Annotated in this window: 12 protein-coding genes; all 12 read right to left on the reverse strand. The window is 61.4% G+C overall.

Going from position 1 to position 12,394, the window contains the following annotated elements; all coding sequences use genetic code 11:
• Positions 1–4 precede the first annotated feature (4 nt).
• A complete protein-coding gene (locus tag VOI18_RS03295) occupies positions 5–793 on the reverse strand; it encodes a hypothetical protein (RefSeq protein WP_323760980.1) in 789 nt (262 codons plus the stop codon).
• On the reverse strand, positions 790–2,847 hold the full coding sequence (gene gspD, locus VOI18_RS03300) for a type II secretion system secretin GspD (RefSeq protein WP_323760981.1): 2,058 nt from the start codon (positions 2,845–2,847) through the stop codon (positions 790–792). The genes VOI18_RS03295 and gspD overlap by 4 nt, the downstream gene beginning before the upstream one ends.
• A 77-nt stretch (positions 2,848–2,924) precedes the next feature.
• Entirely contained in the window at positions 2,925–3,332 is a 408-nt protein-coding gene (locus VOI18_RS03305) for a hypothetical protein (RefSeq protein ID WP_323760982.1), read from the reverse strand.
• Positions 3,332–3,907: a hypothetical protein gene (locus tag VOI18_RS03310; RefSeq protein ID WP_323760983.1), complete on the reverse strand. Its 576-nt coding sequence runs from the start codon at positions 3,905–3,907 to the stop codon at positions 3,332–3,334. The genes VOI18_RS03305 and VOI18_RS03310 overlap by 1 nt, the downstream gene beginning before the upstream one ends.
• Entirely contained in the window at positions 3,897–4,853 is a 957-nt protein-coding gene (locus tag VOI18_RS03315) for a hypothetical protein (protein WP_323760984.1), read from the reverse strand. The genes VOI18_RS03310 and VOI18_RS03315 overlap by 11 nt, the downstream gene beginning before the upstream one ends.
• On the reverse strand, positions 4,850–5,476 hold the full coding sequence (locus tag VOI18_RS03320) for a type II secretion system protein (RefSeq protein WP_323760985.1): 627 nt from the start codon (positions 5,474–5,476) through the stop codon (positions 4,850–4,852). The genes VOI18_RS03315 and VOI18_RS03320 overlap by 4 nt, the downstream gene beginning before the upstream one ends.
• On the reverse strand, positions 5,473–5,787 hold the full coding sequence (locus VOI18_RS03325; RefSeq protein WP_323760986.1) for a hypothetical protein: 315 nt from the start codon (positions 5,785–5,787) through the stop codon (positions 5,473–5,475). Before VOI18_RS03325 ends, VOI18_RS03320 begins: the two co-directional genes overlap by 4 nt.
• Before the next feature lie 58 nt (positions 5,788–5,845).
• Complete coding sequence (locus tag VOI18_RS03330; RefSeq protein ID WP_323760987.1) at positions 5,846–6,259, reverse strand: hypothetical protein; 414 nt, start codon at positions 6,257–6,259, stop codon at positions 5,846–5,848.
• Positions 6,260–6,290: 31 nt separating this feature from the next.
• Positions 6,291–6,734: a type II secretion system major pseudopilin GspG gene (gspG, locus tag VOI18_RS03335; RefSeq protein WP_323760988.1), complete on the reverse strand. Its 444-nt coding sequence runs from the start codon at positions 6,732–6,734 to the stop codon at positions 6,291–6,293.
• Positions 6,718–7,926, reverse strand: a complete 1,209-nt coding sequence (locus VOI18_RS03340) for a type II secretion system F family protein (RefSeq protein ID WP_323760989.1) — start codon at positions 7,924–7,926, stop codon at positions 6,718–6,720. Before VOI18_RS03340 ends, gspG begins: the two co-directional genes overlap by 17 nt.
• Positions 7,916–9,565, reverse strand: a complete 1,650-nt coding sequence (locus VOI18_RS03345) for a GspE/PulE family protein (RefSeq protein ID WP_323760990.1) — start codon at positions 9,563–9,565, stop codon at positions 7,916–7,918. Before VOI18_RS03345 ends, VOI18_RS03340 begins: the two co-directional genes overlap by 11 nt.
• A 77-nt stretch (positions 9,566–9,642) precedes the next feature.
• Positions 9,643–12,394: autotransporter outer membrane beta-barrel domain-containing protein (locus VOI18_RS03350; protein WP_323760991.1), on the reverse strand; the 2,752-nt coding region annotated here is incomplete at its 5' end.

Consider the following 12,394-nt stretch of genomic DNA (forward strand, 5'->3'; position numbering starts at 1 on the left):
GGGCTCATCTTGGTGTGCACCCCTCGACCTGGAGCGAATCCTCCCCGAATGCGATCCACTGATAGGGCACGTCCGGACGGATTCTGAAAGTTGCCAGTCCCACCATTGTCCGGCGGTGTCCAGACGGCAAGGTGAGGCGCGCTTCCAGCGCCACCCGAGCCCCATCCATATCGGTTGTTGCAGCGAAGCGACCTGAGTCCCGGGCCGGAGGCGGAGTACCGCCCAGGACCGTGACAAAGGGTGCCAAACAAGCCAGGCGGCGTGGTGTCACCGACAGGACGTCGCCAACTTCCTCGACTGATACAAAGGGACGGTTGTGCGGTGCCTGTTGACGTCGGGCCGCGTACTCAGAGGCTTCGGCGCCCATGGGGCGGACCCGGTCATCCGAATCCCGCCAATCAAGGATCTCGTCAGCGAGGCGGGTCGCAGCCTGTTCAGATTCGCCCAGTTGCCGGAACAGGGCGCTCAATTGACTTTGATCTGCCATGTTGATGTCCAGCAGGCGCTGGGCCGGGGCCAGCTGGACCGTGACGGTATGTTCGCCCAGTTGCAGCGTGGTCGGCAAACTCGCGAGAAAGGCACGACCGCCGGTCGATATGTCGAAGGCGGCAACCTCCAGCGCAGACCGCAGGATCGAATTGGCGGTCAACTCGCCTTGAGCAGCGCTGGCGGTCCGTATGTGGACATGCACCAGCGCGGTCACCGTCAGCAATGCGGCAGCGAGAAAACTCGATGTCCACAGGACATAGATAAGCGCCGATCCGCGATCTCGTCCGGTCTCGGCGTGCCTCATCGATCAAAAAGGTCGGGTTGTCGCGCCTCCAGGGCTTCGAGTTGCCGACGGACATGGAGCAGAGCGGCCGAGGACTCGGCTTCAGTCTGGATGATCCTGGGCGTGAGAAAAATCACCAGCTCGGTTCGCTCACTCGAAATGCCACGGCTTCGGAAAATGTTGCCGATTGCGGGCATGTCTCCCAGCAGCGGAATGCGCGCCTCGTTGTCCGATTGCGACTGGCGGATCAAGCCACCCAAGGCAATTGTGCTGGAGCTGCGTACTGACACTGTACTCGTGAACTCCAGTTTTTGAATCGTCGGTGAGTCTATTCCCGATGTTGTCGTGGGACGCACGCTCGAGACTTCCTGATTGACCTCCAGAACGACCATGCCATTGACGTTGATACGCGGGGTCACCTGTAGAATGACACCGGTTTCACGCAGTTCAACGGACGACACGATGGGAGCATTGGATTCGCTGACTGAGGTGGCCGTTTGTGTGACGATCGGCACTTCATCACCCACTTGCAGGTGCGCCGTCTGGTTGTTCTGAACCATGATCGATGGCGCCGACAGGATCGTGACGTCCGTGATCGACCGGAGGGCGCTGAGTGTCGCGGTGATATCTGTACCGGAGAAAGCATAATTGAAACCCGGGAAAGTCGGGTCGGTACCGCCGGTCGTGCTGTCGGAGAAGGAAGCTGTCGAGGTCTGGCTTCCGTTTGAGTTCTCGAAAAACCAACGCACTCCGAAGTCGAGCCCGTCAGCCAGTCGAACCTCGGCGATGGTGGCTTCGATCAGGACCTGTGGTGGCATGACGTCCATGCGCTCAACCAGATCGATAATTTCGCGATATTCCTGGTCCGTTGCCCGGATGATGAGCGCATTGTTCAATTCATCCGGAATGATGGCCAGTCGCCCGGCCTGGCTCGCCTCTTCGCTCGACGCGGTTGCCGAGTCGTCTGCAAACCGTGGTTCAAATACCGCGCCGTCGCCGGTTTGCCCGCCGGCGAAAGCCGCCGTGATCTGCGTAGCGAGCGTTGTGGCCGGAGTATTGTTCACGAGGTGGTAGCGCAAACGCCGCTCAGACCCGGCAGACGGACGGTCAAACCGCTCGATCCATCCCCTTGCATGCTCGAACTGGGACTCTTCGCGCGCGCTGATCAGCAACATGTTCAGTCGCGGCATGGCTATCGTCTGGACGGATTGCGGAGAAATTCCCAGCCCTGCAAGCACGGTATCGATCTCGGATTCGGCTGTTTCCGCCGAAACAAACCGCAGCTCGAACAGGCCGACAATCCGATCAGTCAAAAGAGGGCGGTCAAAGGTTTCGACGGCATTGCGGGCCGCGTCGATATCCGATCCGGGACCGGCCAGGATCAGTATGCCCAAATCATCGTGGGGTACCGCCTCGACACGGTCGGAGAGGAAGGGCTCGATGAGCGATATGATGGCTGAAGGCGCTGTGTGCCGGACCGATACGACCCGCCCGCCATATCCCAACTCACCCCAGTTCCCATTCAAGGATGGCTGCGAGTCGCTGAGTCTTGCCAGCAGGAAGCCCGATTCACGGGCTGCGAGCACCAGATTTGACTCGGCGAGGACCGTTTCAAGAGCAGCAAGTGCGGCGAGTGCGGGCGCGGGTTCCGGGGATGTCAGGGAAATCCGGCCGTCGACCCCGTCCGCGACCATAACGGTTTGACCCAGTGCATCCCCGACCACCGCCTGGACAACTTCTGCAACCGGCGCATTGGTGAAGTTCAATCGCAGGGTCCGTCCGGCCAGGTCCCCAGTGACGGCTCGGCCACTGAGATGGGAGCCTACGCGCCGGTCAAAATACACCAAGCGGTCCGCCTCGCGGATCTCGTCGGCTGCCTCCTGTGAGGACACGCGGTCAGGCCCCACCATCTGGTTTGGTGTTGCCGGTGCGGGTGTTGCTGGCGAGGTGAGTGGCTGACGTGTGTACTGATCGCTGTGCACATTCGCCGCATTCGGAGTCAGGGTGGCACACCCTGGAATGCCGACGATGCAGGTTGAGAGCGCAATCGCTCGCACCAAACCACGCTCAAACACTTTCTCGCCTCCTCATCATGACGGCTCGCAAGCCTACCGGGCAGTTCAAGTCCTAGCCAGCAAAGTTTGCCGTGGCGTCATGTGCCCCGTGCGATGGAGACCCGCGATCCGTCCCGTTCAAAAACGGCTTCTTCCGGTGTCAGGTCGACAAGCACGTAGCCATGAAGTTCGGAGCCGATTGCCAGGGCGGTGAGCTCTCCCGCCTGCATCAGCAAGGCCCAGCCACCCCGATCATCTTCGATCGTTCCTACAAGGGTGATGGAACCGAGCGGGCTGTTGTCTGCGGGTACAGGTTGGCTCGCCTCCCGGGACGCCGCGACAAACCGGTCGGCCAGCGCGCTGTCCCAATCGCCGGGAGCAATGGAAACGGCGGGTTGGTGAGCAAAAAGGTCTGGCGATTCATCGCCGGCCGCATTTCGGGGCCAGGCCACCAGCGCGACCGCAATGGCAAGTCCGACCGTTGTGAAGGCAAGGGTCCAGCGCATTACTCGACCGCCCCATCAAGCAGGAAAGACTTTCGAAACTCGATGACGGCATCAACCTCGACGGCCCCTTGGGCATCCGTCGAGCGCATTGCGAAGCTGGCGATACGGAGTGAACTCTGCTGATGGCCGAGCAGCAGCTCGATGACCGCTTCAGGTGACCCTCGCCCCACCCACCGGGCCTGGAAATCGCCAACGGTATCGGTAACCGGAATTTCCCGGACAGCGCCAGCCTGCCTGGTCTGGATATTTGCGGTGTCCGCAGCCAGAACGAAGCGATCATAGGCTGCTTCAAAGGTTTCGCGCGATCGCGACCGGTCAAAATACTCCGTCACTTCATCTGGCGCGCGGGCGAGGCTTCCGTGCCAGCTTCGAAACTCAGCCTCGCCGGCGGTGACCCGCTCGGAGAGTTGGGAGACTTGTTGGCGCATTTCAGCCAACTCGTTGGCTTGGGCGAGTATGGGGAGAGACAAGGCCCCGACAAGGCCAACCGGAACGACGATCGGCAAGGCAATGACGACCCATGCCACGCAGATTGCCCAGCGCCCCGGCAGCTTGAACAAGAGGTTACGGACCATTGGGGGTATCCTGGTCCGGGAGGTTGATGTCGATTTCAGGATTGGCGGGATCGGACACAGATACCCGCAAGGTTGTTGGATCGATCAACTCGATCCGCGATATTTCAAGCTGTTGATTTGTCGAGATCGCGAGTTCCTGCAGGAGCCGCGCTACGGATCCCGGTCTCGGATACTCGTTTTCGATGTCCACGATGGCGTCGACATCGGATCGGATGCCGGCAAGGTCGCGAAGGTGATCGGCTCTGTCGAGCAATGCCGTTCGTGATGCCGTGACGTCGTTCAGCGCACGGGTTTGCCGGAAGTCGGCAGCCATGAGGACTGCGCAAATGGTGGCCAGGACCAGCAGGCCCGGAACGGGCGTCGATCCTGACAAACCGAAACGCGATGGTCGCGGAGCGACCGCGAGAGCAGGAGAACGCTCGCCTGTCAGGGCTTCCTTCGTGACCACTTCCCAGTCGGTCGCTTCATTCGAAGCGCGACGGCTCGCGTGTTCGACCCGGTCTTTGTGGGCGACCCACATTGTCATGCGCGCTTGATCGGCCGCCGCCCCTCCGGCGTGGGACCAAACCAGCACAGCTTCGCTGTCCGGCAAGGGGCAGGAACGTGCCAAGCGGGCCCTGATGGCGGTTCGGCCTCTCGAGGCGATTGCCGGGTTGATGTCGACCTGGCGACGGAACACTGCGCTGTCGGGCAGGGCGAGGCGGAGCGGCAATTCGCCTGCCCGGGATTGATCCGGCGCCACACGTTCTGCGCCGAACCATGATCGCTCCAGCACTCCGAGCGTCGTGATGAGGCCGCTCTCATTGAGTTGCGCCAGCCGCGCGACCGCCCGACTTCCCAGGCGAGTGATTGATGACGGAAGCGGCTGGCGGATTTGATCAAACGCCCAAGTCTGGACCTCATCAATTGTGCGCACGAGGTCATGCAATGAAGCGCTCAATGTCATGGATCGCCCCCCAAACATGCGCCCAACCCCGAATCGAACGTGCATGCAAAGCTGCCATCAGATGGGACGGCTATTTCCAGACGGCGACTGTGTCCGTCAACCGGGTCAAAGTCGAGAACCACGACCCTTGGCAGATGAGTATAGGACCACTCATCGGTCCAGACCAATCGGTTGCGCGCGGGATCCCGCCCGAAATAGTGGAAACGGGGATTGTGGCCAACGGACTCAAGGGTGGTTGATGTCAGTAATCGTGACCGGCCAAACAACGGCACCAACTCCATGGTCGCGTCAGTTCCGGAGAACGTGACCACAAGCCAGGCCAGGCGACCTGTTTCCTGGACCCTCGTCGCGATCCGTACGCTGCGCGGACCGCCTTCCAAGGCTGGGGCCCCGAAGTCGGCGGGCAAAGGTTGTGTATGCATCAACGCTTCGCTCAACAGGACATCGAGACGGGCGTGTTGCTCTCGCATTGCCAGCTGCGCAGTGACCGCCCGTTCCAGCCGTATGCCGCCGTAAACAGCCGGGACCAGCAATGCCGTGATGGTAGCCAGTACGAGAATGGACATCAGGGCTTCGATCAGCGTGAACCCGGACTTGGGTGAGGATAAGGCGGGTGCGGTCATGGTGTGCCTCCGACTGCCCGTGTGCCCGCTTCGAGGAAAACCAGCTCGTGCTCAGACCCCTGATTGTCCGGTCGGCTGATATGGGCCACGGTCAGGACCGCACCTGTCACCGGGTCGGTGGGCCGATCTGCTGGTATCAATTCGATCCGCCAGTCCGGATATCGCTCGGCAATGGCCGCGGGAGGCATGCCGGCGCGCAGCCGGGCTTCGATATTACGAAGGGCCAACAAGTCCTGTTGGCGCTCCGTCGCTACCCGCGCGCTCTGGGAGGTTGAGGCAAGGCCTGCCATGACGGTCAGCACTGTGGCCATGGCGATAACCATTGCCACCAATGCCTCGGTTAAAGCGTACCCGTTGGGCTGCGATGCCTCAGTCATGACTGATGTGTGCAGTGAGAGCTTCAACTCGGACGGTTCGGGTCTGGTCACCGAGGGTGAGCTCTATGTGCGTCTCGAGTGCCGCCAAGGACGGTCCGGTGACGGCGAGACGAGACCTGGTCGTCCACCCATCCGGTGTGGCAACTCGCCACCTGGCACCGACTGATTCACCCCACTCGACATCGCGATTCAACGCCGGAATTCGGTAGCCACGCTCCAGCACGATGAGTTCTACCGCGTGGCCGGTCATTCGAGCTTCAGCGCCGGCCGCCTGCAGGTCCAGCATCAAGTGTTCAGTCGCCTTGTCGAGAACCTGTTCAGACTGACGGGGCAGGAGGGTCATTGTAACCAGACTTGTCGAAAGCGCGAGAACGGCTAATGCCACCATGGTTTCGAGCAGCGTCACCCCGGTGTCCACCTTGCGGAGGACTGCCGGCCTAGTTGCGGAAAATATCAGCCGATTCATCACTGCCGCCTTCGACACCATCGCGCCCCAACGTGCCGATTGTGACCCGTCCGGTTTCGGCATTCATCTGATACAGGTAGGGGCGCCCCCAAGGGTCGGTCAGGCCGGATTCCTGGCCAAAATACGGTCCTCGCCATGTCGGAACATCCTCCGGAGCAGCGATCAGCGCGGTCAATCCCTGCTCTGTTGTGGGATAGCGGCCGACGTCCAGATAGTAGAGTTCCAGCGATGTCTGGATCGAACCCAGTTGAGCCGCCGCCACGTCGGTTCGTGACCGGCCCACATACCCGATCACCCGAGGGCCGACGATCGTTCCAAGAATTCCGATAATTATAAGAACGACCAGCAGCTCGAACAAAGTCAGGCCTGCATCTTTTGGCGCGCGGACTTTGGGTGGTCTAGTAGATGGCATCATTGAGACTCAGAACTCCTGACAGGACGGCGGCAATCACGATCCCGACACAGCTGCCCAAGGCGACGATAAGCGTCGGGCCCAGCAATTCTGTCAATCGCTTCAACCGCCCCTCTGCTTCACGTTCATAGCGCGAGGCGGCCCGAATGAAGACGCGGCCCAAATCCCCACTCGCCTCTCCCAAGCGGATTTGACGGATCAAAGCATCGGGCATCCCACCGACCTGCGTCAATGCCTGGGAAAGGGCGCGGCCGCCGCGAACCGCATCGATCGCGGCTCTCAAATGGGTGCGGTCGCCCACATTGCTGATTGTCTCGGCGGCAACTTCTGCGGCGCGCACCAGCGGAACGCCGGTTCCGAGGAGCACGCCCATGGTGCGGCTGTAACCCGCCGCGTCCAGTGCCGTCATGGCAGGCCCAAGAATGGGAATTGATCGCTGCAGACGCCCGGCAAGCAGGGGGTTTCGTCGCCAGACCTGCATCAAACACCACGCCAGGAAGGCGGCCGCGGCGGGTAGCCACAAGCCGAATTGTCGGATGAACGACCCTGCCGACAGAACCAAGCGTGTCTCGACCGGCGGGTTGGCGCCTGCGGCCTGAAAAATGGCCTCGAACTGAGGCAGTATGAAAAAGGAGAGAAACAGCAGGGTCAGGAAAATCACGCCAACCAGGATAACCGGATAAACGAGTTGACCCACAAGCATGTCCCGGATGTCGCGGGCGCGCTCAAGCCTGTCGGCGACATGCCCCAGTGCGACGCCTAGCTGCCCGGACCGTTCTCCGGCCGCAACGGCGGACACAAGGAGCCGGTCCGGCTGGGCAGGATCCTGTGCCATTGCGGCGCTGAGTGATGAGCCGGCGCGTACGGCGCGCTCGATGCGTTCGGCGAACAAGCGAATGGGGCGTTGGGATTCGGCATCAATGATGAACTGCAGCGCGTCAGGAACCGGAACGGCTGATTGTACCAGGTCCGCCAGACTGCGGGTAAAATCGGACAGCATTCGGGTGTTGAGGCTTGCTCGCCCGGAGATCAGATGCTGCCTTCGTGTTGCAGGCGTCAGTTCCACCACAGCGAGGCCGCGAGCCTCCAGCTTCTGCCGGGCCTGGTCGATATCCGTCGCGAGCAGTTCACCGCTTTCCATGGCCCCCTGAGCTGTTTCGCCCAGAAAACGGAAGGGGGAGGGATCAGCGGTCATGGTCAGTCGAGTAGCGTGTGACATCGAGGTCAGAGAGCGTACGGGTCAGTTCGTCCTTGGTGGTCAAGCCGGACTCAACCTTGGCCAAACCGTCGGCCCACATTCGTGTGTAACCGCCTTGAGCGAGGGCGGAGGTCAGTTCCGCTTCGGGATTGTCACTGCGGATGGCACTCCGGATCGGGTCGTCGACGAGGAAGCCTTCCGTGATTGCGGCCCTGCCGGAAAACCCTGTTGACTGGCAGGGCCCGCAACCGGACCCGCGGCAGCTTTCACACGTCCTTCGGATCAGGCGCTGGCCGAATGCAGCCACCAGCGTGGCTGCTATGAGATAATCCTCAACTCCCATGTCCCGAAGGCGCAGGACTGCGGATTCTGCGTCATTGGTGTGGAGGGTCGAAAGGACAAGATGCCCTGTCATGGCGGCCTGTACGGCCGTGCGAGCCGTCTCGCCGTCGCGGATTTCACCGACCATGACCACGTCCGGGTCATGGCGCAGGAAGGCCCGAAGGGCGCTTGAAAAGGTTACGCCAATGGCAGTGTTGGTCTGGGACTGGGCAATGCCATTAAGGCGATACTCGATCGGATCCTCGATTGTGAGAATTTTGCGTTCCGCCGTCGCCAATTGGCGAAGGAATGCGTAAAGCGTGGTGGTCTTGCCACTGCCGGTTGGGCCGGTCACCAGGATCAGTCCATGTGGTTTGGTCAGGGCTTTGTCCGCGACCGCGGCGACAGCCTCCGACATGCCGAGGTCGGCCAGGGAATTCAGGCTCGTGCTGGTATCGAGCAGTCGGAGGACCAGACTTTCACCGTACTGACCCGGGACCACCGAGACTCGAAGGTCGAGCGAGTGTCCGGACACTGGTACGGAGAAACGACCATCCTGTGGTCGGCGTCGCTCGGTGATGTCGAGGTCTGCCAGTACCTTGACGCGCGAAATTACTGCCAGGGCCTGAGCCAGGCCCCAGGTTTCGATATCCCGCAACAACCCATCAACCCGAAACCGGATCTTGGCATCGCGTTGCTTGAGTTCAATGTGGATGTCCGAAGCGCGTGAACGGCTTGCGGCGGAGATCATGTTGTCCAGTTGGCGGATGACGGGGCCCGCCGTGGCCATGTCCCTCAACCGCTCGGTATCGGCGGCCAGGTCCAGGTCGGTCTGGTCTGACATCTCGGCGGCAGGCGACCGGGCCGAGCCGCTGCAGGTTTCGAATTGTGTTTGCGTCAGTACCACTGACCTGACACCGAGACCGGTCGCGAATTCCAAACCATCCACCGCGTCCCGGTTGCTTGGGTCAACGATCCCGGCAACCAGTTTTTCCCCGTCCAGCGCGATGGGCCAGATCCGTTCTGACTGAAGGAATAGCGGATTGATCCGGCCGAATACGGCTTCGAGGCGAGGCGAGTCCGGACCACCCGATCCATCGGACAACGCCGCCAGTGGCGTGTCGCACTCCGACGAGAAGAACTGCGCGATGCGCTGCTCGGTCGCCAATCCGGCCTGGGCCAACACGCGATCCAAGGGTTCGCGGGTCTGGCGTTGCAATGCCGCGGCATGCCCGGATTCGGCTTGTGTAAGCAGACCGGCCGCGACCATGCGGTCCAATCGGGAGGTGTCGGAAGGGTTGAGCGTGTTGGTCATGGCCGCAACAGCTTAGCGGGCGCATGTCGGTGAGGCGACCATCGTTGGTAGTCCCGATGATGGTCGCCTCACCCCTTTTATTGCTGGAGGCTCAGTGGAACCCGTACGCGGATCATGGCGCTGTTGGCTTCAAACTGCCCCTCGCCAAGGCCCAGGACGGAGATCTCGCCGGTGAGTCTGCCGCCATTGGCGAACTCGGCGGCGATACCCAGTCGTGCATCGGCGCGGAGGTGGCCGAGGGTTTGAAGCTGTCCCGCTGCGTTGAAAACATCAGCGTCGTCATAGTCGTAGAGCGCGTTCAGTTGCAGATAGGGCTCAACGAACCCGCCGTTCTCACTGGCAAACCGGTAGGCGATTTCCGGTCCCGCGGTCAGGCGACCGATCGTGATCGTCTGCCCTGGAATGTAAATGCCAAGCGAGTCCGTGTAGGCCTTTTGGGACTCATTGAAATACGCGAGCCCAATGCCGGGTGATACGCGCCAGTTCCCCTGAAGGATGTCGCCGGTCAGATTGGCTTCCAGCAACCACCGATCGGTTTCGAAGCTGTCGGTATAGGTCCCGATCGGATTGACCGTATTGTCGGACCTCCCCCAAGCCGCCCGGACGTCGAGATAGGTCGACTCTGCCAGGCGCGTGACCATGTAAGGGCCAACCATCCAGCCATTGCCTTCGACTGAACTGTTCCAGGCGCCGGTTGTCATGTCGGCTTGGTCGTACTGCAGCATCACGCCGGCAAGCAGCGAGTCTGAAACCATCACATCGGTACCAATATGGACGATCGAGAAGTCAGCTTCAGAGTTCAGTCCTGCGCGATTGTCGGACACGTTTGAAACGCTCGCCTGCATCCAGACATCAAGGCTCGCAGCGCCGGTACGTCCCGCCAGCGAGAATTGCTCTGAACCAGGCAGTTGGGGGGCGTCGCTTTCGGCGGCTTTCCGCAGGGCGCTGAGGCTGGTCGACATTTGTGCCTGCAATCGGCCGTCGCGGAAATCGGCGGCAAACCGGTTCGGTGTTCCCGATGTCCGGTCACCTCGCATCCGCCCAGTGAGGCGGGGGCTATTGGTCAGGATCAGATCAGCACGGGCGGCCATGAAGTTGCGGATCGCCGAGAGGGTGATGCCGCGGATGTAATCCTCGTTTCGACGGTTGGTGAAGGTGCAAACCATCGATTCCTCGGCGTCGAGGTCGATCAGGATCTGGCTGTTGGCCAGATCGTAGACGTTGCCGCCGTCGAGATCGCCTGTGCAGGAAAGTGAGGCGAGGTCCCATCCTTCGGATGCCAGCTGGGTCAGGGCGTAGGTGCCTCTCAGGACATCCGTAGCCGATATGCTGGCTGTACCACCGGCCGTGGTCACCGTTTCGCCGTCAAGCACGGCCAGCGTCGAGGTGTAGGAGAAGCTCCCTTCCCCCTCTTCCGGAGCGGTGGTGTTGGTGACGATTGTCAGGTCCCCGAGCCGAGGTTCGAGCGAAATGGTGACAGGGATATTGATGGTTTCCAGCGCGTTGGCCTTGCTGTGGCTGCCGCGTTGTGCAGCCGGGCTGACCTCCGCGATCGTAATGACGGCGCTGTAGGTGCCCGGGTCCAGGTCGAGGACTGCTGCTGTAAAGCTGACAGTGAACTCGAGCTCGCCGGTCGCCGGGATGGAGCCTGACGTCGGGTCGATAACGAGCCAGGGCTGGTCCGTGGAAGCGGTGAAGTAGAACGCCTCGCCGCCCACATTGTTGAGGCTGAACACGCTAGTCGCCGTTGTTGGATCATCGGTCAGTGTCGGGAGTTCGATGCTGACGTCCGGAATTTGCGTTTCGTCGACATCGGGTTCGGCGATCTGAGTGAATTCACAGGCGATGGAGCCTGCCGGTTCAAGCGTAACAGTGACAGCTCCGGTTGCGACATCGGTGGTAGCCGTGCCTCCCACGCAAGCAATGGCATCAAGGTTGAAGCCTTCGGTGATCGCGGCTGCAAAGCTGTACGAGCCTTCTGTCAGGTCAGCGAAGCTTGCAGTTCCCGCCTGGCTTGAAGTTGTAACGGTGAATGGGTCGAGATCGCCATCGAACGCGAAACTCCCGTCCACAGCACCTGAGACAGCCACTGAGACGGACAGGGATCCGCGGCGCATTTCAACGCTGAACAGATCGGCCACAATGCTGTCGGCCATGATATTGCCGGCGGCGTCCGCCGCGTCAGCAACGGTGGCATCGACATCCGGTGCGACCTGACTGCCGTCCAGCACGGTATAGGTGGCTGTGTAGACAGTATTGCCGACCGAGAATGCCCCGCTCTGGAATGCCAGCGTCGCCGACATGTCCGAACTGAATGAGATTGCCGGAGTGATCGCCGGATCCATTGCTTCGTTGAATGTTGCAGTGACCGTCAACGTGTTCCCGACATCCTCCAGGCGGAGGTCCGCATCGGAGACAGCCAGGCTGTCCAGTGTTGGCAAGCTCAGGTCGGCATCGACCGTGAAAGCGGTTGCAGGCGTATTGCCGTTGCCCGCCGCGTCCTGGGCGACATTCCCCGGAAGGTTGACCGTGACCGTGCCCGTTGCCGTCGGCGTTATGACCACGGTGTAGGTATCGCCTGTTCCCGCGAAATTGGTTGCGGACGCATTGGTCGCGGCAAAGTCGGCCAGGACCAGCCCGGTCACAGTCTCCGAAAAGGTTGCGGTGACTGTGAATGGACCTGTCTGGTCGGTTGCCGGTCCGGTCAGGGCGACGCTGGGTGCGGTCTCGTCATTGGTGATGGAGAACTGGGTGGCGGCGGTGTTGGTATTGCCGGCCCCGTCCTGGGCGACGCCTGCTGCGACGTCGACCGTCACGGCTCCGTCGGCC

The organism is Maricaulis sp., assembly GCF_034670125.1.
In the GTDB taxonomy this organism is placed as follows: domain Bacteria; phylum Pseudomonadota; class Alphaproteobacteria; order Caulobacterales; family Maricaulaceae; genus Maricaulis.